Source organism: Janthinobacterium sp. SUN026 (assembly GCF_030397625.1).
Lineage (GTDB): Bacteria > Pseudomonadota > Gammaproteobacteria > Burkholderiales > Burkholderiaceae_D > Janthinobacterium > Janthinobacterium kumbetense.
In genome coordinates this window covers 561921-587436 of the sequence record NZ_JAPQNU010000002.1, presented here as the reverse complement: position 1 = coordinate 587436, position 25516 = coordinate 561921, and the positions used below count along the sequence as shown (strand labels likewise).

General features: G+C 65.5%; 14 protein-coding genes. 6 read left to right on the top strand and 8 right to left on the bottom strand.

The window, feature by feature from the left end; all coding sequences use genetic code 11:
* Nucleotides 1–3: 3 nt before the first annotated feature.
* From OX459_RS12315 to OX459_RS12300, 4 genes are read right to left on the bottom strand one after another with little or no spacing between them, the layout of a single operon-like run.
* Nucleotides 4–771, bottom strand: a complete 768-nt coding sequence (locus tag OX459_RS12315) for a DeoR family transcriptional regulator (protein ID WP_034781637.1) — start codon at nucleotides 769–771, stop codon at nucleotides 4–6.
* A 35-nt stretch (nucleotides 772–806) separates the two neighbouring features.
* Nucleotides 807–2150, bottom strand: coding sequence for a D-tagatose-bisphosphate aldolase, class II, non-catalytic subunit (locus OX459_RS12310; RefSeq protein WP_289905591.1), 1344 nt, complete (start codon nucleotides 2148–2150; stop codon nucleotides 807–809).
* A gap of 5 nt (nucleotides 2151–2155) precedes the next feature.
* The gene (locus OX459_RS12305) at nucleotides 2156–3103 is read right to left on the bottom strand and encodes an ROK family protein (RefSeq protein ID WP_289905238.1); all 948 of its coding nucleotides are present in this window, start codon (nucleotides 3101–3103) and stop codon (nucleotides 2156–2158) included.
* Nucleotides 3090–4238: an SIS domain-containing protein gene (locus tag OX459_RS12300; protein ID WP_289905237.1), complete on the bottom strand. Its 1149-nt coding sequence runs from the start codon at nucleotides 4236–4238 to the stop codon at nucleotides 3090–3092. The genes OX459_RS12305 and OX459_RS12300 overlap by 14 nt, the downstream gene beginning before the upstream one ends.
* A 345-nt stretch (nucleotides 4239–4583) precedes the next feature.
* Between OX459_RS12300 and OX459_RS12295 the strand changes: the two genes are divergently transcribed.
* From OX459_RS12295 to OX459_RS12275, 5 genes are all read left to right on the top strand, one after another.
* Complete coding sequence (locus OX459_RS12295) at nucleotides 4584–7934, top strand: TIM-barrel domain-containing protein (RefSeq protein ID WP_289905236.1); 3351 nt, start codon at nucleotides 4584–4586, stop codon at nucleotides 7932–7934.
* A gap of 104 nt (nucleotides 7935–8038) precedes the next feature.
* Nucleotides 8039–10984, top strand: coding sequence for a TonB-dependent receptor (locus OX459_RS12290; RefSeq protein WP_289905235.1), 2946 nt, complete (start codon nucleotides 8039–8041; stop codon nucleotides 10982–10984).
* A gap of 503 nt (nucleotides 10985–11487) precedes the next feature.
* Entirely contained in the window at nucleotides 11488–14532 is a 3045-nt protein-coding gene (locus OX459_RS12285; protein WP_289905233.1) for a TonB-dependent receptor, read from the top strand.
* Nucleotides 14533–14598: 66 nt separating this feature from the next.
* A complete protein-coding gene (locus OX459_RS12280) occupies nucleotides 14599–15990 on the top strand; it encodes a Gfo/Idh/MocA family oxidoreductase (RefSeq protein WP_289905232.1) in 1392 nt (463 codons plus the stop codon).
* Between the two features lie 127 nt (nucleotides 15991–16117).
* A complete protein-coding gene (locus OX459_RS12275; RefSeq protein ID WP_289905231.1) occupies nucleotides 16118–17434 on the top strand; it encodes a DUF3472 domain-containing protein in 1317 nt (438 codons plus the stop codon).
* Between the two features lie 25 nt (nucleotides 17435–17459).
* Here OX459_RS12275 and OX459_RS12270 read toward each other — a convergent pair whose 3' ends face one another.
* Complete coding sequence (locus OX459_RS12270; RefSeq protein WP_289905230.1) at nucleotides 17460–19529, bottom strand: TonB-dependent receptor; 2070 nt, start codon at nucleotides 19527–19529, stop codon at nucleotides 17460–17462.
* Between the two features lie 193 nt (nucleotides 19530–19722).
* Here OX459_RS12270 and OX459_RS12265 point away from each other — a divergent pair, with 193 nt between their 5' ends.
* Nucleotides 19723–20625 (top strand): AraC family transcriptional regulator, encoded by a 903-nt coding sequence (locus OX459_RS12265; RefSeq protein ID WP_289905229.1) that lies wholly within the window; start codon nucleotides 19723–19725, stop codon nucleotides 20623–20625.
* Here the strand turns inward: OX459_RS12265 and OX459_RS12260 are convergent.
* From OX459_RS12260 to OX459_RS12250, 3 genes are read right to left on the bottom strand one after another with little or no spacing between them, the layout of a single operon-like run.
* Nucleotides 20617–22341: an ABC transporter ATP-binding protein gene (locus tag OX459_RS12260; protein WP_289905228.1), complete on the bottom strand. Its 1725-nt coding sequence runs from the start codon at nucleotides 22339–22341 to the stop codon at nucleotides 20617–20619. The two genes, OX459_RS12265 and OX459_RS12260, sit on opposite strands and share 9 nt — an antisense overlap.
* The gene (locus OX459_RS12255) at nucleotides 22328–24091 is read right to left on the bottom strand and encodes an ABC transporter ATP-binding protein (protein WP_289905227.1); all 1764 of its coding nucleotides are present in this window, start codon (nucleotides 24089–24091) and stop codon (nucleotides 22328–22330) included. Before OX459_RS12255 ends, OX459_RS12260 begins: the two co-directional genes overlap by 14 nt.
* Nucleotides 24084–25343: an MFS transporter gene (locus OX459_RS12250; RefSeq protein ID WP_289905226.1), complete on the bottom strand. Its 1260-nt coding sequence runs from the start codon at nucleotides 25341–25343 to the stop codon at nucleotides 24084–24086. The genes OX459_RS12255 and OX459_RS12250 overlap by 8 nt, the downstream gene beginning before the upstream one ends.
* Nucleotides 25344–25516: the final 173 nt, after the last annotated feature.

The following is a 25516-nucleotide window of genomic DNA, read 5'->3' as shown; positions in this document are numbered from 1 at the left end:
GTGTTATTCCGCTATAAAAAGTTCGATGCCCAGCTTTTGCAGCCCTTCGCGGTACTCCTGGCTGATGCTGGCATCGGTGATGACGGTATCGACGCGGTCCAGCTGCACGATGCGGTGCAGGCTGACGCGGCCGAACTTCGAGGCGTCCGTGAGGACGATGATTTTCTTTGCCCGTTCCACCATCTTGTGGTTCAGGCTTGCTTCCGCTTCGTGGTGGGTAGTCACGCCAAACTGCAGGTCGAAGCCGTCCACGCCCAGGAACAGCTTGTCGAAGCTGTACGCCTGCAGGCAGGTTTCGGCCTGGCTGCCCTGGATCGACAGCGACTGCTTGCGCAGCAGGCCGCCCGTGAGGATCAGATCCACGCCGGGCGCGTCGGCCAGTTCCCATGCGATGTTCAGGCCATTCGTCGCCACCGTCACGCCCGTCGCATCGCGCAGATGGCGCGCCAGCGAGATGGTGGTGGTGCCCGAGTCGATGATGATGTTGTCGCCCGGTTCCACCAGCCGCGCCGCGTAGGCGCCGATGCGCTCCTTCTGCTCGTGGTTGATGGCGTCCTTCTGGCGTATCGTGTGCTCGGGCGGCGGCGTGCGCGTCAGGGTCGCGCCGCCGTGGCTGCGCGTGGCCATGCCTTGTGCTTCCAGCGCATTCAAGTCGCTGCGGATGGTGACCGCGGACACGCCGAGCTTTTCCACCAGATCGGTCACCTGCACCGAGCCCTGCTGGGCAAGCATTTGGAGGATGGATTCACGGCGTTGGCTGGTATTTCGCATGGTGGCGGGCTCAGTAAAAAATGAAAATACCGAGCTTAACAGATTGCCGCTTCGGCAATGACGGGGACTGCCGCATTGCGGTTGCAGGCGCGCGCATATTGCGCCAGCAAGCTGCCGATCTTGTGCTCGATCAAGGCTGGCGCCTGCGCTTGCAGGCTGCCCTGCACCACGGCCAGGTACTGTTCCGGCAAATGCTGGCTCAGCAGCGGCAGCGGAATGGCCACGCCGTCCAGGTTGGCCAGCAGCTTGCCGACGGCGGCCGCCACTTCCGGCTCGCCCCAGTAATAGCGGCAACGGTCGCTCAAGCCGTAGCGGCGCATCAATCGCTGTTCTTCCGGCGTGCCCAGGTAATGCTTGATCCAGTTCTTCGGCTTGGCCACCATCACGTCGTCGAGCACTTGCATCAACTGCGAGGTGGCGTGCGCCGGCAGCAGTTCTTCCTCGATCTGGCACAGGGCGAACAGCGCCTCGCGCAGGGCGAAGGTGGCGGCCGGGCCCACTTTCAGGATGGCGAAATGGTCGCGCACCATGGCGTGCAGCGCCGTTTCGCGCTGGTAGTCGGTGGAATGGGCTTCGAACACGAGGCCAGGCTGCTCGGCAACGAAGGCCGACAGCTCGGCGGCGGCATCCGCATCGTAGTGCTGGATGCTGCTCTGGTCGAAATCGACGCCCGGCTGCACCACCATGGCGATGACGCGGCGCCAGGCGCCATGCAGGCCGTTGTCGAGGAATGCGCGGCGGTGCACGTCCAGCGTGCGGCGCGCCGCTTGCGGGCTGGTGACGGCGCCGGCCTGCGCCAGCGACGCTTCGCCGCCGGGAATCGGCACTTCCGTGCCGATCACATAGACGGGCGGCGCGAAGCCGGCGGCCGCCGCCGCTTCCTCGGCGACGATGCACAGGCGCGCGGAACGGGCGGCCACGGTTTCATCGTCGAGCTGCAAGGGGTCATCCACGCAGCGCATGCTGCAATCGAGGTGGATCTTGTGGAAACCGGCCGACGCATACGCGGCGATCAGGGTTTCGGCATGGTCCATGGCGGTGGCCGCATCGAGGTGCTGCCAGGCGTTCGGACCCAGATGGTCGCCGCCCAGCACCAGGCGGCTGGCGGGGAAGCCCTGTTCGCGGGCCAGTGCCAGCATGGTGTCGCGGAAAACGGCCGGCGTCATGCCCGTGTAGCCGCCGAACTGGTCGACCTGGTTCGACGTCGCCTCGACCAGCAGCACGGTGTCGTACTCGCTGGCCACGCGCATGGCGGCGCGCAGTACGCTCGGGTGGCTGCAGCAGACGGCGTACAGCCCCACGCGCTCGCCGCGGCGGTGCGCCTTGATCACTTGCTGGATGGGCGACAGGGTAAAAGTCGGGTTTTCCGCTTGCTTCATCATGTTTAGGCCTTTGTATGTTGTCGTATCAAAAGGGCCGCGCCGCGCGCGCCGCCGGCGTCGCCAAAGCGGGGCGGCAGGATAGGCGGCACGTGCACGCCGGGGAACAGGTGGCGCTTGACGGCGGCCGGCAGCTTGTCGTACAGGTGCGGCAGCTTGGACAAGCCGCCGCCGAGCACGATGACGTGCGGGTCGTAGGCCAGCACCAGGCCGGCCAGCGCGTGGCCCAGCACATCGAGGTGCACGGCGACTGTGCGCTGGGCCACGGCGTCGCCCATGTTGGCGCGCGCCACGATGGCCAGCGGTTCGGCGCCGTCGCCGCCGAAATGCGCGTGGAGCTTGCGCATGGCGGGGCCGGAGACATAGCGTTCCAGGCAGCCCGCCTTGCCGCACGGGCAGGGGTATTCGGCCAGGCCGTGCTGCGCCAGCAGGGTGGCGGGCAGGCTCCAGTGGCCCCATTCCCCGGCCACGCCGTTAAAGCCGCGCAGCAGCTGGCCGCCCACGCAATAGCCGCCGCCGGCGCCCGTACCGAGGATGGCGCCGAACATGCTGGCGGCATTGTCGGCCGCGCCGCCCTGCGCTTCCGACAGGGCGAAGCACTGGCAATCGTTGCCGATGGCGACAGGGCGCTGCAAGGCTTGCTGCAGGGTTTGCGCCACCAGGCGGCCGTTCAGGGCCGGCACGTTGGAACTGAGCTGGCGTCCGCTGGCGCTGTCGATCACTCCGGGCAAGCCGATGCCGACGGGCGCCGTCGTGCCCAGGGCGGCGTCGCCGCGCGCCACCAGGTCGACGATGGCTTGCACGAAGGCGGCAAAATTGTCGCCCGGCGTGGCCACCCGTTCGCGGAACGCTTCCGTCAGCACGCCATCGTCGTCACGGAAGGCGACCAGCTCCATCTTGCTGCCGCCGATGTCGATGCCGTGGTAGCCGGCGGTGCGATTAGAATTGGTCATGGCCATAGATGGTGACGCCCTGCACGACACGGTTGACAATGCCGCCGGCGAATGGATTGTCGGGGCGCAGTTGCAGCAGCGCGGACTGGTGCAGCGCATATTGCTGCGCCATCAGCAGCCACAGAGGGGCCAGCCAGGCGTCTGGCCAGGCCGGCGCATCGGCCGCTAAGTTGGCAGATAAGTCGCCGCCGATGCCCACCGTCAGGCAGCGCTGCGCCACGCTGTCGCGCTGCAGTTCCTTCAATAAATCGTCTTCGTACTGGCGCGCCAGCGGCTTGCTGCTGCGCAGCAGGATCACCAGCGACTCCGTGGTGACGGCCGATTTCGGGCCGTGGCGGAAACCTAGCGGCGTATTCGCCATCGCCATCACGCGGCCGCCCGTCAATTCCAGGATTTTCAGGGCCGCTTCCTTGGCCAGCGCTTCCAGCGGGCCGCTGCCCAGGTAGACGACGCGCTGCACGGGTGTTGATCCCAGCTGCGCCACGGGAACCGACCAGTCGCGCAAGGCTTGCTCGCCCAGTTGCGCCAGGGTGTCCAGACGCTGCAAATCCGTGTCCTTGCCAAGCACCGACAGGGCCGCCAGCAGCATGCTGCTAAAGCTGCTGGTCATGGCGAAGCCGCGGTCGCAGCTGCCTTCCGGCATCAGCAGGTTATAGGTGTTGCCGTCGTTGGCGCCCTGGCGCGCCAGCTTGCCGTCGGCGTTGCAGGTGATGTTCAGGAAACGCGCGCCGGGCACGACCTGGCGCAGCAGTTCCACGGCCGCCAGGCTTTCCGGGCTGTCGCCGCTGCGGGCAAACGAGACGAGCAGGGTGGGCGCATCCGCTTCCAGGTACAGCTCGTGATGCGTCAGCAAAGTTGTGGTGGCGATGGCGCGGATCTGCGCAGGCCAGGCCGCGTTCAGGGTATCGACGACGATTTCGCCCACATAGGCCGAGCTGCCGGCGCCCGTCAGGATGACGCGTTGCTGCGGATTGGACAGCGCATCGCCGAGGAAGGCGGCCAGGCTGACTTGCTCGTTGCGCAAAATGCCGGACAGCGCGCGCCAGATGGCTGGCTGGTGGGCGATTTCCTCGGCCGTGTGCAGGCCGCCGATGTCGCGCCAGGTTTGAATGTCACGCTGAAGAAGGGTAGTCATGGAGTGTCAGTAAAGTGTTTGTTGGAGAAAGCATAAATACTAAATTTCGAAAAGTCAAATACGAAAGTAAAACGAAAGTAAATTTTTAATCCACTTGCGAAATAGTGTCGTTTTAACGGTGTCGGAGCGTGCTGCAGTGCAGCGTGAAAGCGTGTGACGGCGCGGGCTGTCGCTGAAATGCGACGATAACGAAAGTATGTATCGTGATTTTTTAGTAAAACGTAAGATAAATGAGCTGATTTTAGGTATTTTATTAATAAATTGGCGTCAAAACTTTCTTTTGGTTGACGATATTTATTTTTCTTCTTAAAGTAATTTCATTGAATTACTTCTGAAAGCCAGCCGATGAAACCTCTCCCGCTTCCCCGCCGCTTCCTTGCCTCCTGTGTCCTCGCCGCTCTTGCCACCCTGGCGGCACCCGGCTTGCAGGCCGCGCCTATCGGCAATCTGCAGTCGCTGTCCGCCGTGCACCCGGCCGACGTGGCCAAGGGCGATGTGCTGGGCTGGGATGTGCGCAGCGACACGGGCGTGCAGCTGCGTATCAGCCTGCCGCAGGCGGACGTGCTGCGCATCCAGGCGGGCGGCAAGGGAGGCTTGACGGGGCCCGGCGACAAGGCCGCGCCCATCGTCGTGGGCCAGCCTGCCGCGCAGGTGGCATACCAGATCGACGAACAGCCTGGCCATATCCTGATCGGCACCGAGGCCCTGAGCCTGCGCATCGACCGCAAACCGCTGCGCTTTACCCTGTTCCGCAAGGGCGACGCGGTGCCCCTGTGGCGCGAAGTGCAGCCGCTGTCGCTCGACGACAAGCAGGGCGTGCAGGTGTTATCGAGCTTGCCGGGCGAACGATACTTTGGCGGCGGCCAGCAGAATGGCCGTTTCGAATTCAAGGGCAAGCAGGTGCCCGTGTCGTATTCGGGCGGCTGGGAAGAGGGCGACCGGCCGAATCCGGCGCCATTTCTCATGAGTTCACGGGGCTGGGGCATGCTGCGCAATACCTGGTCCGACGGGAACTACGACTTGCGCGACAAGGAACAGATATCGCTGCAGCACGCGGAAGGCCGCTATGACGCGTATTTCTTCGTCGGCAAGGACGTGCGCGACGTCGTCGCCCGCTACACTGACTTGACGGGCCGCGCGCGCATGCTGCCCCGCTGGGCGCTGGAATACGGCGACGCCGATTGCTACAACGATGGCGACAACGTGAAAAAGCCCGGTTCCGTGCCGAAGGGCTGGACCGATGGCCCGACCGGCAAGACGCCGGACGTGGTCGAAAGCGTGGCGCGCCAGTACCGCGAGCACGACATGCCGGGCGGCTGGATCCTGCCCAACGACGGCTATGGCTGCGGCTACACGAATTTGCCGGAAACCGTGAAGGGCCTGGCCGGCTATGGCTTCCGCACGGGCCTGTGGACGGAAAACGGCGTCGACAAGATCGCGTGGGAAGTGGGCCAGGCGGGCAGCCGCGTGCAAAAGCTGGACGTGGCGTGGACGGGCAAGGGCTACCAGTTCGCCATGGATGCGAACAAGTCGGCCTACGACGGCATCCTGAACAACTCCGACAGCCGGCCATTTCTGTGGACGGTGATGGGCTGGGCCGGCATCCAGCGCTACGCCGTGGCGTGGACGGGCGACCAGAGCGCCAGCTGGGACTACATCCGCTGGCACATCCCGACCCTGATCGGTTCGGGCCTGTCGGGCCAGGCGTATGCGTCCGGCGACGTGGACGCCATCTTTGGCGGCAGCCCGGAAACCTATCTGCGCGACTTGCAGTGGAAAAGCTTTACGCCCGTCCTGATGGGCATGTCCGGCTGGGCCGCGGCCGAGCGCAAGCATCCGTGGTGGTTCGACGCGCCGTACCGCGACATCAACCGCCGCTACTTGAAGCTCAAGATGCGTTTGACGCCGTATATGTATACGCTGGTGCGCGAAGCGGAGCAATCTGGCGCGCCGCTGGTGCGGGGCCTGATGTGGGACTATCCGCAAGACCCGGCCGCCTACACGGAAGCCTATAAATACCAGTTCCTCCTGGGGCGCGACGTGCTGGTGGCGCCCGTCTACCGCAGCCAAGCCGTCAGCGGCGGCTGGCGCAAGGGCATCCACCTGCCGCAGGGCACGTGGTATGACTACTGGGACGGCCGCCAGGCCACGGCGGACGCGAAAGGGCGCGACCTGGACATGCAGGTCACGCTGGACAAGCTGCCCGTGTTCGTGCGGGCCGGCGCCATCCTGCCCATGTATCCGGAAATGCTGTATGACGGCCAGAAGCCGAAGGATCAGCTCACGCTCGATATCTACCCGCATGGCGATTCCGAATACACGCTGTATGAGGACGATGGCAACACGCGCCAGTACCAGGGCGGCGCCTTTAGCCAGCAAGTCATCCGCATGCGCCAGACGGGCGGCGATGTGCAGGTCGACATCGGCGCCGTCGATGGCCAGTACCAGGGCCAGGAAGCGCGCCGCGGCTATGCGCTACGCATGCTGGCAGGCCAGGCCCCGGCCGCTGTGCGGGCCGGCGAACGGCTGATCGCGGCGTCCGGCGACCGCGCCGCCTACGACAAGGCGCTGGACGGCTGGTATTTCGATGCTGCCGACCGCCAGGGCACCCTGCACGTGAAGGTGGCGGCGCAGGATATCCGCCAGGCCTTGACCTTGCAGGTCGCCGGTGCGCTGGCCGTGGCGAGAGTCGACGCCGACTTCCCGGCCGCGCCCGTGCCGGGCCGCGCCTTGCCGGCCGATGCCATGCAGGTGGTGGGACGTCCCTTTGAGGAAAGCGGCTATCCGCTGGAAAACGCCTTCGACGGCAAGCCGGAGACGTGGTTCCGCACCGTGCGCAGCCCGTCCGTGAAAAGCGGTCCGCACGAATGGGTGATCGGCTTCACGGAACGGCGCCTGGTGGACGGCATCGAACTGGCGCCGCGCAACGACCAGCACTGGAAGCATGGCCAGGTGCGCGACTATGAAATCTACATCGGCGACAACAATGGCGAGTGGGGCGCGCCGCTTGCGCGCGGCACCCTGAAACTGGAACAGGGCACGCAGACGATCAGTTTCCCTGCCACGGCCGGGCGCCTGCTGCGCTTCCGCGTCATGAGCACGCAAAATCCGGAAGACGATGGCGCGGCGTCCACCGACCCGATGGTCACGGCGGCGCAGGCCGGGCCGGTGGCGCGCGCGTTCGATGCGGCGCTGGCGACCGACGTGGCGCCCGTCACCCTGTCCGAATTCCGCGTACTCGAGCACCGCGTGGCCGAAGGCGAGGAGGTGCAGCGCTATCTGTCGGACCTGGCGCTGCCGAAGCATATCGCGAAAGACAGGCCAGCCGGCAAGGCAGCCGAAATGCGCATGAACGGGCTGTGGTTCCGCAAGGGCCTCGGCGTGGGCCCCGCCAGCCGCATCGACTTGCAACTGGCGGGCAACTGGAATCTGCTGCGCGCCGACCTGGGCGTGGACGATAGCTGCCGCAGCGCGGGCGGCTTGCAATTCCAGGTCTGGAGCGGTGAGCGGCTGCTGTATGACAGCGGCCTGGTCACGGCTCCCGGGGTGGTCAAACCCGAAATCGACGTGCGCGGCCTGAGCCAGCTCAGTTTGCGCACCCTGGGCGCGCGCGGCGCCCACCCGGCCCGGGTCTGCGGCAACTGGGCCAACGCCGTGTTGACCGGCACGGAAGGCGCGACAGTCAAGCCGCGCTAAGCAACTTCACTTCATCATTTCACCAAAAACGAGCCCCTCTTCGGACCGGGGAGGGGCTCTTGCAACCTGACGAAAACAAATCACTGATAAAAAGGGAGATGGGAATGCACTTGAAAAAACTGATGGCCGCCATGGTGGCGGTAGGATTGGCGTCAACGGCGCTGGCAGCGGAGGAAGAGAAACTGACGCGCGTCGAAGTGACGGGGTCCAGCCTGAAGCGCATCAACGCGGAAACGGCGTCGCCTGTACAGGTGATCAACGCCAAGCAGATCGAAAACATGGGCGCGCTCACCTTGCTGCAAGTGCTCGATAACCTGCCCGCCGCCCGTCCGGCGCAGCAGGATTTCCGCTCGATGTTCACGGGCTCGGATGGCGGTTCGCAGGCGAACCTGCGCGGCCTCGGCGCGCAGGGCACCCTGGTGCTGTTGAATGGCCGCCGCCTGTCGTTCTATGGCGCGCCGGCCGGCTTCCAGACCATGTTCGTCAATATCGACGCCATTCCCGCCGCCGCCATCGAGCGCATGGAAATTTTGACGGACGGCGCGTCGGCCGTGTATGGTTCCGATGCCGTGGCCGGCGTCATCAACGTGATCACCAAGAAGTCGTATCAGGGGCTGGAAGCGCGCGCCAATGGCGAGTTTTCGCCCAGCGTGAAATCCTATGGCGAGCGCCAGGCCAGCGTGCTGTATGGCCTGGGCGACCTGGCCAGCGACGGCTACAACATCTACGGTTCCGTGAACGTCTACCAGCGCGACCGTATCGCGCTGGCCGACACTTGGCAGAAGCGTCCCGCGTATTTTTATGCGAATAATCCCAACTTCATTCCGAACATGCGCGTGGGCGTCGGCAGCGAACCGGGCACGATGAACCCGGGGACCTTCTTTGTCTTCGACAAGGCCAACAACAATGCCCGCACCCAGCGCGCCGCGCCTGGCTGCAACACCAGCATCACGGAAGCGTCGGGCACGCGCTGCGTGTGGAATGCGCTGCCCAACCAGCTCGACACGGGGCCTACCTCGGAGCGGGCCACGGCGTATCTGAGTGGCCGGCTGAAACTGGGCGGCGACCTGGAAGCGTTCGCGGAAGGCGCCTTCACCCACATCAAGATGCGCGGCGAAAACGGTCCGTCCAGCTTCAACAGCGGCAGCACGAACAACTGGTTCGCCCGTAACACGGGCAATACCCTGAACACCTTCGCCACGCCTTTCCTGAGTCCCAACAACGTCTACCTGAAAGGCAAGCTCGATGCCGACATGGTGGCCAAGATGGGCGGTGCGGCCGGCTTGAACTACCTGCTGCAGGATGCGACGGGCCACTTCGGCCAGAAGAACGTCGATGAAAACTACCGCGCGCTCGTCGGCCTGCGCGGCAGCATCGGCGGCGGCTGGGATTTTGAAACGGCGCTCAGCGTGGCGGGCAGCCATTCCACGCTGTTCCAGACGGCGAACATCAACATCAAGGGTTTTGAACAGGCATTCGGCCCGTTCACGAAAGACCCCGTCAGCGGCCGCACGTTCATTTCGGACAATCCCGCCTACAAGTTCGGCGAAATCAGCGAGGCCAATGCGGCGCTGCTGCGCGCCGCCTATCCCACCTTCGCCATCGAATCCTGGACCAAGCTGATGACCTGGGATGCGAAGCTGGAAGGCACCTTGTTCAAGCTGGGCGAGCGCGAAGTGCGCGCCGCCGTGGGCACCAACGTCATGCGCGAGAGTTTTCTCACGCCCGGCAACACGGATGCGGCCAATGGCCTGATCACGCAGCAGGGCGGTTCCTGGTTCGACGGCCGGCGCACCATCGCCGCCGTGTTTGGCGAGGTGGTGGTGCCGCTCAGCGACACCCTGGAAGTGAATGCGGCCGCGCGCCTGGACAAATATCCGCACTTCGCCGCCAACCTGGCGCCCAAGCTGGGCGTGATCTGGCGCGCGCGGCCCGACCTGATGCTGCGTGGGACGTATTCCGAAGGCTTCCGCGCGCCCAATCTGGCCGAATCGGGCACGGGCGGCGTCTTTGCGCAGGTGGGCGGCATCCGCGACACTGTGCGCTGCGATGAAACGAATGCCATGGCGCGCGCGCTGATGAAGTCCAAGGTGGCGACGGATGCGGATCTGGGCAAGAGCTTGCTCAATTCGAATTGCTCCACGACGGTGGGCGGCCTGACGCCGCCGAACCAGAACCTGCGTCCGGAGAAGGCCAAGATTTCCACCGTCGGCCTGGTGCTGCAGCCGGCCAAGGACGTGAGCATCTCCATCGATTACTGGTTCATCAACCGCCGCGACGAAATCGTGCGCCAGGACTTCAACGAGCTGTTTACGGAACTGGTGGACAAATACGGCCCGACCCTGGCCGGTACGCCCAGCGCCATCCGCAATGACCTGACCGATGCGGACCGTGGCAACGTGGCGGCGGTGGCGGCCATGTGCGCCAATCCCGCCAACGCGGGCGTGTGCGCGGGCGGCGTGCCCGGCTACTCGGTGGGCAACCTGGGCGGCTTGATCAACTCGTATTCGAACCGTGGCCGCACCCTGATGGACGGCGTCGACATCGATGCGCGCACGCGCTTTTCGCTGGGAGACATGGGCAAGCTGAGCACGGGCATTGCGGCCACCATCCGCAAGCACGACACCCACGACAGCGAAGACGGCAGCGACATCAAGGGCAACACCGTCGGCTACTACGATTCGCCGCGCTACCGCGCCACCGTCAACGCCGACTGGAGCTACCGCAACTTCGTCAGCAGCGTCTTCATCAACTACTCGGGCAAGACGCGCTGGGCGTATGGCCCCTGGGACAAGGACAACACGCCGGAAAACTGCACCGCCGCCTCCGTGGCGCTGCCGGCCGGCCAGTGCAAGGGAGCGCCGTCGTACACCACGGTGAACCTGGCGTTCAGCTGGAAGCCGATCAAGCACCTGGACGTGGGCCTGAACGTGAAAAACGCGTTCAACAAGCAGCCGTACTACGACCCGAACGGCTGGGAAGGCTACAACCATAGCCAGGATCTGTTCGGCCGCCAGTTTGCCCTGTCGGCCAGCTACAAGTTCTTTTAAGGCGTGACACTGCCCCGGCCCGCCAGCCTGCCTGTGGCGGCCCGGGGTTTTTCCATGGAAAAGAAAAGACAATGTTCCGAAATGCACAATACGAAAGATAAACGTAAGCGAAAGACGTTTGCCCTGTCGTCTTTCGTGTTTTCCTCCCCTGATTCCCGCACGTATCGTCCTCTGTTTGCCACCTTCTTGCAGACGCGTGTATCTGCCACACCACGATAACGAAAGTTATTTTACGCTCAACAGATTAAATCGAAAGACAAATTGCATTTATTTGCTCGATTGAGCGATAAATTACCGTTTTAACTTTCTTTTTGTTGACGATACTTATTTTTCTTTTTAAAGTAATCCCAAGAAAACGAAAATCAGCCGATACGGACTGATTTCCCGAAAGGTGCAACTGCCTGGCTGCACCGGCCGACGACCACCATAAAAATTGCGCTCCCCCGACTCCGCCCTGGAGCGGGGAGGGCGCGCATAACCCTCGATATAGACGGAGAGACATCATGCATAGCACCCGACTCAAATTGCGCGACATCAGCCGCGCCGCCGCGATCGTGATCGCACTGGCGGCCGGCGTGCCAGGCCAGGCCTGGGCACAGTCGAACGCCACGAGTACCATTTTCGGCGAAGTGAGCGCGCCGGCCGGCGCCACCGTGGTGCTGGAAAACCTGGCGACGGGCGTGCAGCGCAGCCTGACGCCGGATACGTCGGGCCGCTATGTGGCCAACTCCATGCCGCCAGGCCGCTATGCGGTGCGCGTGCTGCGCGCCGGTTCGGTGGAAGCGTCGCAGGAAGTCGAAGCCCTGATCGGCGCCGGTGCGGAAGCGAACTTCGGCCCGTCCAGCGCGGCTGGCCCCGTGGGCCAGGAGCAGACCGTCGTGGTGAAGGCGTCGCGCAATCCGATCGACGTGTCGAACACCAACAATGGCGTGATTTTCACCGCCAAGGAATTGAAAGCGCTGCCGGTCGGCAACGATGTCGCCTCCATCGTGCAGCTGACGCCGGGCGTGGCGCGCGGCACCAACAGCGTGTATGGCAATGCACCATCGATCGGCGGCTCGGGCCAGTCCGAAAACGCGTTCTACGTCAACGGCTTCCCCATCACCAACCTCCTGACCCAGGTGGGCGCGTCGGAGCTGCCGTTTGGCGCGATCTCCAACCTGCAGGTGCTGTCGGGCGGCTACGGCTCGGAATTCGGCCGCTCGACGGGCGGTGTGATCAACATTACCACCAAGAGCGGCGGCAACAAGGTCGAATTCGGCGGCAAGGTCTCCATCATCCCCCGCTCGCTGAAGGGCACGACGGAAAACCGGTATTACCCGAACACGGGCGCCAATCCGGACACGGATGGCACCTTGAAGTACTGGAACCGCGATAACGGCAGCACCAGCAAGGTGGTCGGCTTGTACGGCAGCGGACCGCTGATCAAGAACAAGCTGTTCGCCTTCGTGGCGCTGGAACAGACGCGCACGGACGGCGGCGCCGTCGCCGGTGCGCGCGATGACTCGGACAAGGTGCTGCCGAACGGCTGGCGCGAGAGCAAGAGCAAGGTTGACCGCATGATGGCCAAGCTGGACTACAACCTGACGGACGACCATCATTTTGAATATACCAAGCTGTATGACCGCACCACTACGGACAGCCAGAGCTATGGTTTCGATTATGCCACCTTGAAACGCAACAACGTGCCTGGCGGCGGGAGCGAGACCACCATCAACTGCTGCGGCTCATCGGCTGCACCGGGTGCGAATGTCGACATCTTCAAGTACACGGGCTACCTGACGGACAACCTGACGGTGACGGCGATGATGGGGCAATCGCGCACCAGCCACCGCCGCACTCCCGAAGGCTATGACCCCAGCCTGGCGCAAACCAAGTCCATCCAATCGACGCAAGTCCCAGGCCTGGTCTACATGAACCCGCAATCGGTCACGGGCACCTTGACCGACCCTTCCTCGGAGGATCGCCAGAAGGCCAAGCGCCTGGACCTGGAATACAAACTGGGCAAGCATTCGCTGCGCGGCGGCATCGACCGCATCGACGTGGAATCGAAAGTGGGCCTGAGCCTGGCCGGCGGCTATCGCTGGAACTACCTGCGGGCGACAGATCCGAATCTGCCGATCAACGGCGCCTTTGAAACGCCGGCCCAGGGCGGCGGCTACGGCAAGGATGGCTATTATGTCAGCAAGGACCTGAACGCCAACCTGGCCCGTCCTACCAGCGTGCAATCGGCGCAGTACATCCAGGATCACTACCAGGTCACGGAACGGGTGCTGCTGGATCTGGGCCTGCGCCGCGAACAGTTCACCAACTACAGCACCGATGGCGTGGCCTTCATTTCGCAGCGCAACATGATCGCCCCCCGCGTGGGCGCCACCTGGGATTATCTGGGCGACGGCACCCTGAAATTCTTCGCCAACGGCGGCCGTTACCACTTGCCGGTGCCATCGAATTTGTCGAGCAACATGGCCAGCCCCTTCCTGGCCACCAGCGAGATGTTCACCTACACAGGCGTCGATCCCGTCACTGGCGCGCCGACGGGCCTGCACGCCATCAGCAAGCCGTATTCGGCCAACAACGCGTATGGCCAGAGCCGCGATGCGCGCGAGGTGACGGCCGTGGGCCTGAAGCCGCTGTCGCAGGATGAATTCTCGCTGGGCTTCGAACGCGCCCTGAGCAAGAAGCTGGTGGTGGGCGCCAGCTTCCTGTACCGCAAGCTGAACGACACCAACGACGACACCTGCGACGAGCGTCCGCTGCAAGCCTGGGCCACGCGCAACGGCGTCGACACGGGCAAATGGAGCGGCTTCCAGTGCGCCATCATCAACCCTGGCCGCGACAACAGCCTGATGGTGGACTTTGACGATGGCAAGGGCCTGCGCCGCGTGGATATTTCGGCGGCGGAATGGGGCAACCCGCTGCCATCGCGCACCTACCGCGCCTTGAACATGTTCATCGAGCACCCGTACACGAATGGCTGGTACGGCAAGCTGACCTACACCTTGTCCGGCCTGAAGGGCAATATGGAAGGTCAGACGGACAGCATCGGCGGCGGCGACGTGGGCCTGACGGTCAGCGACGACCACAAGGAACTGATGTACAACGCGTATGGCTACCTGCCGGGCGACCACCGCCACGCCTTCAAGGCCTACGGTTTCATGCAGGTCATCCCGGACGTGATGGTGGGCGCCAACCTGTCGCTGACCTCGGGCGCACCGCGCAACTGCATCGGGGCGCTGCCCGATAACCTGAGGTTCGAGAAAGATTACGACGATTCCTACTTCTATTGCAATGGCAAGCCGGCGCCGCGCGGCAGCCAGGGCCGCCTGCCGTGGCAAGCCCAGCTGGACATGAATGTGGCCTATACTCCCAGCGCCGTCAAGGGCCTGAGTCTGAAAGTGGACGTCTTCAATGTGTTCAACAGCCAGACCGTGACCCGCTACACCGAAACGCGCGAAGACCATGGCGCCATCTCCCGCAATTACCTGCAGGTCGATGGACGCACGGCGCCGCGTTCGGTGCGCTTCACGGCTGAATACACCTATTAAACTGCAGCCGGCCCGCTGTATGGCTAGCCGGCGACGAACATTACCAATGGAAGCGAGTAGAGACCAATGACAACACAAATCAATCGACGCAATTTCCTCTCCGCCAGCGCCGCGCTGGCCGGTGGCGCCATGGCCGGCAGCGCACTGCTGCCCGGCGCCGCGAACGCCGCCCGCGTGGCCGGCCGCGACAAGGTGCGCCTGGGCGTAATCGGCACGGGCATGCGCGGCCAGGTGCTTCTGGCTGAACTGGTGCGCCGCGACGACGTGGAAGTGGTCGCCCTGTGCGATATCGAGCCGATCATGCTGAAACACGCGCTGGGCCAGGTGGAAAAGGCGGGCAAGCCCCGTCCGCGCACGTATGGCGAAGACCGCGACCAGAAAGCCTACAAGCGCATGCTGGACGCGGGCGGCCTCGATGGCGTGATCATCGCCACGCCGTGGGAATTCCATGCGCCCATGGCGATCGCCGCCATGCAGGCGAAGATCGCCGTCGGCTGCGAAGTGGTGGCCGGCATCACCCTGCAAGACCACTGGGATGTCCTGAACACCCAGCTGAAAACGGGTACGCCGTATATGTTGCTGGAAAACGTGTGCTACCGCCGAGACGTGATGGCTGCGCTGCAGATGGTGCGCGCGGGGCTGTTCGGCGAACTGCTGCACCTGCAGGGCGGCTACCAGCACGATTTGCGCGCCGTTAAATTCAACAGCGGCAATCCGGCCAAGCCATATGGCGGCGGCGTGGAATTTGGCGAAAAAGGCTGGTCGGAAGCCCATTGGCGCACGCAGCACTCGGTCGAGCGCAATGGCGAACTGTATCCGAGCCACGGCATCGGCCCGTGCGCCATGTACACCAACATCAACCGCGGCAACCGTTTTACGCGCATCAACGCCTTCGCCACCAAGGCGCGCGGCTTGCACGACTACATCGTCAAGCAGCCGGGCGGCGCGCAGCATGCGAACGCCAAGGTGAAATTCAAGCTGGGCGACGTGGTCACCACCACCCTGGCGTGCGAAAACGGCGAAACCATCATCCTGCAGCACGATACGAGCCTGCCGCGCCCGTATTCGCTGGGCTTCCGCGTGCAAGGCACGGATGGCCTGTGGATGGACTTGAACAATGCCATCCATATCGAGGGCGTCAGCAAGCCGCACCAGTGGGACGACTTCAAGGCTTACCAGGACAAGTATGAGCACCCGGTCTGGCGCAAGTATGCCGCGCAAGCGGAAGGCGCGGGCCACGGCGGCATGGACTTCTTCGTCATCCACGCCTTTGTCGAAGCCCTGAAGGCCAATGCGCCGATGCCGATCGATATCTACGATGCCGTAACGTGGAGCGCCATCACGCCCCTGTCCGAGCAATCGATCGCCGCCAACTTCCAGACCCTGGACTTCCCGGACTTCACGGGCGGGCAGTGGAAATCGCGCAAGCCTATCTTCGCCCTCGACGGCAAGTACTAAGCCCCATTCGCCCGCTACCGCGCTTGCCGCCGTAGCGGGTTTTTTCTGTCCCGATCCGTTTTTCAACCGCGGCGCACGCCGCAGGACTTCTTGCGCCTGTTGCACGCCGTACTACCAGGAGACGTTGATGAAACACAGAAGTTCATTACTCTGCGCAGTTCTTCCCGCCATGCCATTGCTGCTGGCAGCCTGCGGCGGCGCCACTGCCACCACTACCCCAGACATGGGCGGCACCGCCTTGCTGGCTACGGGCGTGGCCGCAGCGGTCACGCCCGCCACCGTGGAACTGGCCGGCAATGCCTTCATCACCAGCGGAGACAAGGGCGCCGTCATCGGCGAGCATGGCCTGGCCGGCTGGAGCAATCCCGATGCCGTCGCCAGCACGTATTTCCGCGTGGCCGGGGCGGGCCCCGTCCAGGTGGCGCTCGATGCCAGCCTGGCCGATGGCGGCAACAGCACCATCCGCGTGAAGATCAATGGCGCGCCGTTCGACGTCAAGCTGGCCGGCAAGGCCCGCAAGACCTATGCCGTCGGCACGGTCAATGTGCCGGCGGCCGGTTATGTGAAGGTGGACATGCAGGGGTTGACGCGTGCAAAGGCCACGTTTGGCGACGTCGCCGCGCTGAAGGTGACTGCGAACGCGGCGCTTAATTACGCTAACGACCCGGCCAATTACTACTGGTCGCGGCGCGGCCCGTCAGTGCACATGGGTTACACGGTGCCGGCCAATACCGAGTATTTTTATAACGAGATGACGATCCCCAAGGGCCAGGACGCCATCGGCTCCTACTTCATGGCCAACGGCTTTGGCCAGGGCTACATGGGCATCCAGGTGAAGTCGCCCAGCGAGCGCTGGATATTGTTTTCCGTCTGGGACGCCGACAATGGCGCGAAGACCACCCTGGTCAGCAAGGGCGCCGGCGTGGTCGACAACGCGTTCGGCGGCGAAGGCACGGGCGGCCAGACCTATTTGTCGTACAACTGGGCGGCCGGCACCACGTACCGCTTCATCACGCGCGCGCGGCCGGACGGCAAGGGCGGCAGCGATTACTCGGCCTGGTTCTACGCGCCCGAGACGGGCAAGTGGCGCTACATTGCCACGTGGAAGCGGCCGGCGATTTCCACGTATCTGACGGGCGTGCATTCCTTCCTCGAGAACTTCATCGATACCCTGGGCTACACGGAACGCCGCGTCCAGTTCGGCAACCAGTGGGCGAGGAACGTTTCAGGCGCCTGGTCCGAAGTGACGGCAGGGAGGTTCACGGGCGACGCCACGGCCACCAATGCGCAGCGCATGGATTACGCGGGCGGCCTGGAAAACGGCAAGTTCTACCTGCGTAACGGAGGCTTCTTTGCCGACTACGTGAAAACCAGCCAGAACTTCACGCGGCCCGCGACGGGGCAGGCACCAGCCGTCGATGTAGCGGCCTTGCCGATGCAGTAAAGCCGCTTGCGGCGCCGGGGCGGGCTTAGAAGTCCAGACCCGCGCGCACGCCCCAGGTGCGCGGCTGGCTGGCCACGACGAGGTTGTTGGCCAGCGCCCGCGTGTAGTACTGCGCGTCGCCCAGGTTCTTGCCATACAGGCCGAAGATCCATCGTTGCACGCGGTACGTCAGGTGGGCGTTGACCAGGGTGTAGGCGGGGTTGACGGTACTGCTGGCCGGGTACAGATTCGATACACCCTGGCGCGTGGCGTTCAGGCCCGTATCCCACTGCGGCGTGGGTTGCCAGTGCAAGCCCATGCCCACGCTGTGGCGCGGCGTATTGGCGAACTGCTTGCCGGTGAAATCGACGCCGCCCTTGATGTAGTCATCGTATTCGGCGTGCACGATGCCGGCGAACGCCGTCAGTTCCAGCGTAGGCAGGGGGCGCACGGTGCCCGTCAATTCCAGACCCTGGCTGTGCGAGCGGCCCGCATTGTCGATGCGGCTCTGGCCATTCGTATCCGTCACCGTTACTTGCTGGTCGCGCAGCCGCGTGTAGAACACGGTGGCGGCCAGGTCCCAGGCCCGCTGCGCGCCGTGCAGGCGGTAGCCGATTTCACCATGCGTGCCATATTCGGGACGGTACGCCGTGCTGGCCGCGTCGGGCGCCGTCGCATACAGGTTGAAGCCGGAAGCCTTGTAGCCGCGCGCCACGGTCAGCCAGCCGAATTGCGCCGCGTCGGGCCGGTATTCCACGGTCAGGCGCGGCAGGGCTACCGTATCGCTGACCTTGTTGCCGTTGCGGACGGTGGTGGCGTCGAACGGCGCATCGGGCATGCCGTCGCCATTGCTGTCGAACAGGCCCGCCTGGCGGCTGCTCCAGTCCAGCTTGCGCATATCGTGTTCCAGGCGCAGCGCACCGGCGACGCGCCAGGCGGGCGCCACCCGCCAACCCAGTTCGCCGAAGGCGGCCACGGTGCCACCTTTCACGCCGGCCGTGGTGGCGCTCAGATAATAGGGGCTGGAGTCGAACAGGTACGGCGAGTCGCGTGTGATGTGCGAGCCATAGGCGCCTGCCAGCCAGTCGAATGCGCCAGTCGCGCCGGACAGGCGCGCTTCCAGGCTGGCCTGTTCATTCTTCATGTCGTAGCCGCTGCGGGCCTGGAAGGTCGAGCGGGGCAGCCAGTAATTCCACTCGGTCCGGTTGGCGCCCATGGTCACGGCCAGCCGCGCGCCATGCGCCAGGGCGCGCTCGTATTCGCCCGACAGCAGCGTGTACTTGACGTTGTTCACGCCGGCATCGCTGGCCGTCGACCGGTGTTCGCGCGCCAGCGACGCGTCGGCGAAGTAGTCGTTGCCGCCGCGCAGATTGGCATGGTGCAGGCCGAATCGCCACGTGCCGCCCATGTCGTCGCGGTGCAGCAGCTTGATGCGGGCGAACGCGCTATCCCAGCCGCCCGTATCGCTGCGCTGCAGGCGCGTATTGTCGATGAAGCCGTCGGCCCTTTCGCCCCCGGCGACGATGCGCACGGCCGTTTTTTCACCGAGGGGTACGTCCATGGCCAGGCTGGCGCGGCGGCGACTGCCCGTACCGTAGTCCACCTGCGCGCTGCCGCCCAGTACCTGGCCCGGGTCGCGCGAACGCAGCGCCACCACGCCGCCCATGCTGCTCTGGCCATACAGGGTGCTTTGCGGTCCGCGCAGCACTTCCAGCTGCTGCAGATCGAACAGCTGGCCCAGTACCAGGCTGTACATGGGAACGCCGTCGAGCAGCACGCTGGTGCTGGTGCTGTCCGATTCATCGTCGGAAAAGCCCAGGCCGCGGATGGTCAGCGACGGCGTGCTGCGCGTGAAATTGGTCAGGTAGATGTTGGGCAGCTGCTGCGCCACGTCGCCCAGGGTTTCCAGGTGGGCCTGTTCGATGGTGTCGCCTTGGACGACGCTGACGCTGGCGGGCGTTTCCATCACCGTGCGGCCCGCCTTGCTGGCGCTGACCAGCACGGACGGCAGGCCGGCATCGGCTGGCGCAGGGGAATCGGCCGTTTGCGCCAGGGCGAAGGCGGGGGAGGACAGCAGCAGGCACAGGGTCAGTTTGCGGGGCAGGGTTGCGGACATGGCGGCTTTCTTGGCGTGTGTGGATGATGCAGCCATCGTAGCGAGGCGCCGGTGCGCGCGCTGCCCCGATCCGGTCCGCCACCATCCCAGGCGGGACTGTTTTGCAGGGCTGCATGATTCTTATTGTAAATAGGAATCATTATCATTAAAATGGGCTGATGCAAGATCGCATGGCTAGCCGACCGGGAGTGTGATGTACGAGCTGAAATCGTCCGAATTCTTTGATGCGCCACCGGCCAGCGCCGTCACGCCGCCGGGTACCCTGGTGCGCACGGTCGACATGCAGCCGGGACTGGCCGTCTCGCTCGTCTCGCTCCAGCCGCAGCAGGCGTTCCAGATGGCGGCGCTCAATGACAGCGACCACCTGCATTTCAGCTGCCAGCTGCGCGGCACGACGGAAGTGGTGCAGGGTGGTGGCGAGACGCGCAGTCTGCAGGCCAACAGCCTGGTCGCCAGCTGCGCGCCCGGCGAGCGCTTCCTGCTCAATTTCTACCCGGCCGGCTATGCCAACATCGAGCTGCGCATCCGCCCCCAGCTCCTGTGCGCGCTGGCGGGCGCCGACTATGAACGCATAGTCCCGCGCCTGCAAAGCGCCTGCTTCCTGCATCAGCAGGCGGGCCATGCGCGCGCCCGCGAAGCGGCCTTGCGGCTGGAGCAGTTGCTGACGTGCGAACAGCCGCCAGGCCTGCTGGTGCACGCGGCTACCCTGGAATTCCTGGCGTGGCATTTGCAATCGCTGCAGGGGGAGGACGATAGCGCGGGCCAGCCGCCGCGCCGCGAGCAAAAACTGCTGCTGGCCGCGCACGAGCGCCTGCTGGCCGACCTGAGCGCGCCGCCCACCATCGAGCAGCTGTCGCGCGAAGTGGGCTTGAACCAGCTGAAACTGAAGCGCGGTTTCAAGGCCATGTTTGGCCTCAGTATCTACGCGCTGTTCCAGCGCGAACGCATGGGCCGCGCCAAGGCGCTGCTGGACCGGCACGGCGTCAGCGACACGGCCGTCATGCTCGGCTACAGCAACATGAGCCATTTCAGCGCCGCCTTCCGCAAGCAGCATGGCGTGCTGCCCAGCGAGGCGCGGCGCGCCAGGCTAGTCTAGGTCCTGCGCCCGCCACAGGGTTGCATACAGCCCTTGTTCTTCCAGCAGCGTGGCGTGCGTGCCGCGTTCCACGATGCGGCCGCCGTCGAGCACGAGGATCTGCTGCGCGTGCCGCACGCTGCGCAGGCGATGGGCGACCATGATCACGGTGCGGCCTTGCGCCAGCCGGCCCAGCGCCCGTTCGATTTCACGTTGCGCCTGCGGGTCGACGCTGGCCGTCGCTTCGTCGAGCAGCAGCAGCGGGGCGTCCTTCAGCAGGGCGCGCGCGATCGACAGGCGCTGGCGTTCGCCGCCGGACAGGCGCTGGCCATTTTCGCCGATGCGGCTGGCGTAGCCGTGCGGCAGCTTGCGCACGAACGCATCGCAGTGGGCTTCGCGGCAGGCGGCCATCACTTCCTCGTCGCTGGCGCCGGGGCGGCCGATGCGCACATTGTCCAGCACCGTGCCGTCGAACAGCTGCACCTCCTGGAAGACAAAGCTCAACTGGGCGTACAGGCGTGCGCTGCCCAGCGCACGCAAGTCCACGCCGCCCAGCAGGATGGCGCCTTGCTGCGGATCGTCGAAGCGGGCCAGCAGATGCAGCAGGCTGCTCTTGCCTGCACCCGAAGGCCCGACGATGGCCGTGACGCTGCCCGGCGGCGCGTCGAAACTGATATCGCGCAGGGCCCAGGTCTCGCTGCCCGCGTACTGCAAGCCCACCTGCTCGAAGCGCAGCGCATGGCCGTGCGGCTGCGCGGCGGCGTCTCCTTGCGGCAGTGCCGGTTCGGCCAGCATGGCTTCGATGCGTGCTTCGCTCAGGGCCATGAAACGCAGTTCCTGCAGGTGGGCGGCGATATCGTGCAGCGGGTCGAGCAGTTTATAGGCCACCAGCGCGAACAGCAGCCATGCCGGCCCGGCCAGTTCACCGTGTCGCGCCAGCACGCCCGCCAGCAGCAGGAGCAGCACCAGACCCAGTTCCAGGACCAGGCGGTAGGCCTGGATGGGCCCTGCGCCCCAGGCTTCCACGCCAAAGCTGGCGCTGCGCAAGGCGGCAAAGCGGCGGTCGAGTTTTTCCACCCAGTGCGACGCGCGGCCATACAGACGCAGGGTGCGCAGGCCGGCCGCAAATTCCACCAGCATGCCGGCCGTCTCCTGCAGCAGTTCCTGCTTGTGGCGCCCGGCGGCGGCGAAGCGGCGCCGGCCCAGGCTGAGCAGCCACAGGGCCAGCGGCAAGGTGAGCACCAGGATGCAAGCGAGGCGCCAGTCCACCGCCAGCAGGATGGCGAAGTACAGCAGCGGCACGGCGCAGGCGGCCACCAGCTCCCCGCTCAGGTGCGTGAAAATATCTTCCACGCGCTTGACGTCGTCCGTCAGCAGCGATGCCAGCTGGCCGCTGCGCTTGCCCTGCACGGCGGCCAGCGGCAAGCGTCCCAGGTGGGCAATCGCGTGCTCGCGGTAGCCGCCCATCAGCTCATAGCTGCCCAGGAAGCAGTACAGCTGGCCCAGCCAGGAAAACAGCATCTGCCCGGCCAGCAGGCAGGCCAGCAGCAGGCAAAGCAGGGGCAGCGAGCGCAATTGGCCTGTCCTCAGCAGGTCGTCCAGCCACCACCAGGCGAGGAAGAAGGGCGCGATCGCGCAGGCCCGTTCGGCCACGCGCAGGGCCAGGCCGGCCAGCATGCGTGCCGTTGCGCGGTGGCTGCGCCGCATCACGCGGCGCATCAGTTCAATGGTCTGCATGGGTTTTCTTTTCCGTGATGTGCCACTGTTCGCTGTCGAACTGGCGTTGCCACAAGTCGTGGTACAGGGGGCAGCGCGGCAGCAGGTCGGCGTGTGCGCCGCGCGCGACCAGGCGGCCCTGGTCCATGACGAGAATTTGCGCGGCGCCGGCGATGGAGCTCAGCCGATGCGCGATCACCAGCACCGTCTTGTGCGGATAGGCCGCGCGCAAGGCCTGGTAAAAGCGCCGCTCCGTGCGGTTGTCGGCAAAGGCCGTCGCTTCATCGAGCAGCAAGATGGGCGTGTCGGCCAGCAGGGCGCGCGCGATGGCGATGCGCTGGCGCTCGCCGCCGGACAGGCGTACGCCCCGTTCCTCGACGTGCGTGTGCCAGCCGGCCGGCAGGGCGTCGATGCAGCCGTCTGCCTGCGCCACGCGCAGCGCCTGGCGCACCTGCGCGTCGCTGGCGTCGGGCCGGCCCAGGCGCAGGTTGTCGAGCAGGCTGCCGCGAAACAGGAAGGCATCCTGCGTGGCCAGGGCGATCAGCGCCGTGCGGGCGCCCTCGTCGAGCGCGTCCAGCGCCACGCCGCCAATGCGGATGCGGCCCGCATCGGCTTGCAGCAGGCCCGCCAGCAGAGCGGCCACGGTGCTCTTGCCGGCGCCCGATGGCCCCACCAGCGCCGTCAGGCTGCCGGCCGGCAGGTGCAGGCTCACGTCGTGCAGCACGGGCGCGTTGGCATACGCGAAGAAGACGTGCTCGAAGCGCACGTCAGGCAGGTCCGGCAGGCAGGCTGGCGCTTGCTGCGCCGCGGGCACCGGTGCGGGCAAGCTGGCCATGCGCTGCAGGCTGGCCTGCACTTCGCACAGTTCCGTCGACAGCTTGATGACCTTGAACAGCGGTTTCAACATGCCGGAACCCAGCACGAGAGCCAGCACCAGTTGCGGCAGGGTGACATGCGCCGCCTGGTACAGCCACAGGCCCGCCGGCAGCAGGGTGGCGATGTTCGCGCTCAGCAGTACCATGAAGACGGACCAGGCGGGCACCGTCTGGCGCGTGATGCGGCTCATCAGCGCCTGGTAGGCGTGCAGGCTGTCGCGCATGCGCTGGAACGAGGTGGCATCCTGGCGGTACGCTTTCATCACGGGCATGCTGCGCACATATTCGATGGTGGCGCCGTGCAGTTCGTCGAGGGCCGTGCCGTACTGCGCCATGTGTACGCCGAAACCCCGCATCATCATCGCTTGCAGCAGCAGTGCAAAGGGCACGGTGGCCAGAGCGGCCAGCGCCAGGCGCCAGTCGATGGCCAGCAGCAGGCCGGCCACCAGCACGGGACTGGCCAGGGCCGCCGCCAGTTCCACCGTGTGGTGGGCGATGAATTGCTCCAGCCGGTCCACGTCCTGCAGCACCAGCCGTTTCAGTTCGCCGCTGCCCGCCTGGTTCAGCCAGCGCAAGGGCGCGCCCGCCAGCTGGCGGACCAGCTGGCGCCGCGTATCGAGCAGCACCTGGAAGGCGCTGACATGGCTGCAGTAGTACGCGGCGCTGTACAGCAGATACTTGAACAGCAGGGCCAGCGCCAGCCAGCCGGCCAGCCGGAACAGTTCGGAGCTGGCGCCGGGCGACGTGACGGCGACGCCCGCCGCCGTGCCCAACAGCCAGTAGGGCCACAGTTCGGCGCTGGCTGCCGCCACGGCCAGCACGATGGCCAGCGCCAGACGCCGGTACTGGCCGCGCAGCAAACGACGCAGCAGCTGCGATGGCGATGCTTCAGTCATGTTTGTCGTCCAGGTGGGCCGCGTCGCGGCGTACCCACAGCAGCACGGCGATGGCCAGCAGCGCGCTGGCCACGCCCACCAGCATGCCTGCGCTGTAGCCGGCGCGGGCGGCCAGCGCAGTGGCGGCGGAAGCGATGACGATTTCGCCCAGCGTTTGCGTGCTCTGGAAAATGGAAAAATCGGTGGCCGCCTGCCGGCCCAGCTGCGCGTAGCGCATCAGCAAGGTGTACAGGCAGACGCTGGTCACGCCGATGCCCAGGCCGATCAGGATGGTGGCCAGCCACACCAGGGGCGTGCCCGCACCGGCGGGGTCGCTGCTGATGCGCAGCCACAGGACGCTGGCGCAGGCGAGGATGGCCAGGCCGCACAGCAGCGCATGCCAGCGCGCCATCCATTTGAGCAGCAGGGCGGCCAGCGCGCAGCCGGCCAGCACCATCACGGAATTGCCCGCGCCGGACAGGCCTGCCACGCTGGCGGCGCTCCAGCCAGCGTCGATCAGCACCAGCTTGGCCAGGCCGAACAGTACCGATCCGGTCAGGGTGGCCAGCATGCCGGCGACCATCAGGCGCAACGCCAGCGGCCGGCGGAAAAAGCCCCGTAAGCTGGCCCGCTGCCGGGTAACGGTGGTCGCCGCACTTTCGCGCCAGCGCCACACGGGTATGCCGCACAGCACGACGATGGCAGCCAGGGCCAGCATGCTGGCCGTTTGTCCCAGCAGTTCGACGCCCAGCAGCACGGCAGGGCCGCCCACCAGCATGCCCAGCATGAAACCGCCCACCTGCAGTACATTGATGTGCGCGATGCCGCTGCCGTGCAGCACGTCGGCTGCCAGGCCATCGGTGGCGATGTCCTGCGTGGCGCTGGCCAGCGAGGCGGCCGCGATCAGCCACAGCAAGGCCGGCGCATGCGCCGCATCGAAGCGCTGGAAGGCCATCGCGGCCAGGCACAAGGCCAGCAGCAGCTGCATGGGCACGATCCAGCTGCGGCGCCGGCCCATGGCCGCCGACCAGCGGTTTTCCACCAGCGGCGACCAGAAGAACTTGAAGGCCCAGGGCAGGCTGGCCAGCGGCACCAGCGCGATCAGCTCCAGCGGCGCGCCGCCCTGGCGCAGCAGCACGGGATAGGCCTGGAAGGCCAGGCCGATCGGTATGCCCTGCACCAGGTAGAGCAGGGCCGTCATCCACAGCAGGCTGGCGTGCGCGGCGACTGGCGTGGAGACGGGAGGGAAAGTGTGGAACTGCTGCGGCGCCATGGCGGCCTTCCTTGATTGAGCGGGAAGGCCAGCGTAGCGGGGCAGGGCGGACGCTGCTACCCGCTTCGGGATGGCGAATGCGGTTTACCGCCCGGATCGGGACTATCGGCAGTTGCGCCAGACGTGCCGGGCCAGTTAGAATGCGAATCATTATTATTTGCGACCCAGGGAGC

Coding starts and splice junctions, on each gene's coding strand:
- OX459_RS12310 (WP_289905591.1), bottom strand. CDS start 2,150: ATGAAGCAAGCGGAAAACCCGACTTTTACCCTGTCGCCCATCCAGCAA.
- OX459_RS12280 (WP_289905232.1), top strand. CDS start 14,599: ATGACAACACAAATCAATCGACGCAATTTCCTCTCCGCCAGCGCCGCG.
- OX459_RS12265 (WP_289905229.1), top strand. CDS start 19,723: ATGTACGAGCTGAAATCGTCCGAATTCTTTGATGCGCCACCGGCCAGC.
- OX459_RS12290 (WP_289905235.1), top strand. CDS start 8,039: ATGCACTTGAAAAAACTGATGGCCGCCATGGTGGCGGTAGGATTGGCG.
- OX459_RS12305 (WP_289905238.1), bottom strand. CDS start 3,103: ATGACCAATTCTAATCGCACCGCCGGCTACCACGGCATCGACATCGGC.
- OX459_RS12260 (WP_289905228.1), bottom strand. CDS start 22,341: ATGCAGACCATTGAACTGATGCGCCGCGTGATGCGGCGCAGCCACCGC.
- OX459_RS12275 (WP_289905231.1), top strand. CDS start 16,118: ATGAAACACAGAAGTTCATTACTCTGCGCAGTTCTTCCCGCCATGCCA.
- OX459_RS12255 (WP_289905227.1), bottom strand. CDS start 24,091: ATGACTGAAGCATCGCCATCGCAGCTGCTGCGTCGTTTGCTGCGCGGC.
- OX459_RS12270 (WP_289905230.1), bottom strand. CDS start 19,529: ATGTCCGCAACCCTGCCCCGCAAACTGACCCTGTGCCTGCTGCTGTCC.
- OX459_RS12315 (WP_034781637.1), bottom strand. CDS start 771: ATGCGAAATACCAGCCAACGCCGTGAATCCATCCTCCAAATGCTTGCC.
- OX459_RS12300 (WP_289905237.1), bottom strand. CDS start 4,238: ATGACTACCCTTCTTCAGCGTGACATTCAAACCTGGCGCGACATCGGC.
- OX459_RS12250 (WP_289905226.1), bottom strand. CDS start 25,343: ATGGCGCCGCAGCAGTTCCACACTTTCCCTCCCGTCTCCACGCCAGTC.
- OX459_RS12285 (WP_289905233.1), top strand. CDS start 11,488: ATGCATAGCACCCGACTCAAATTGCGCGACATCAGCCGCGCCGCCGCG.
- OX459_RS12295 (WP_289905236.1), top strand. CDS start 4,584: ATGAAACCTCTCCCGCTTCCCCGCCGCTTCCTTGCCTCCTGTGTCCTC.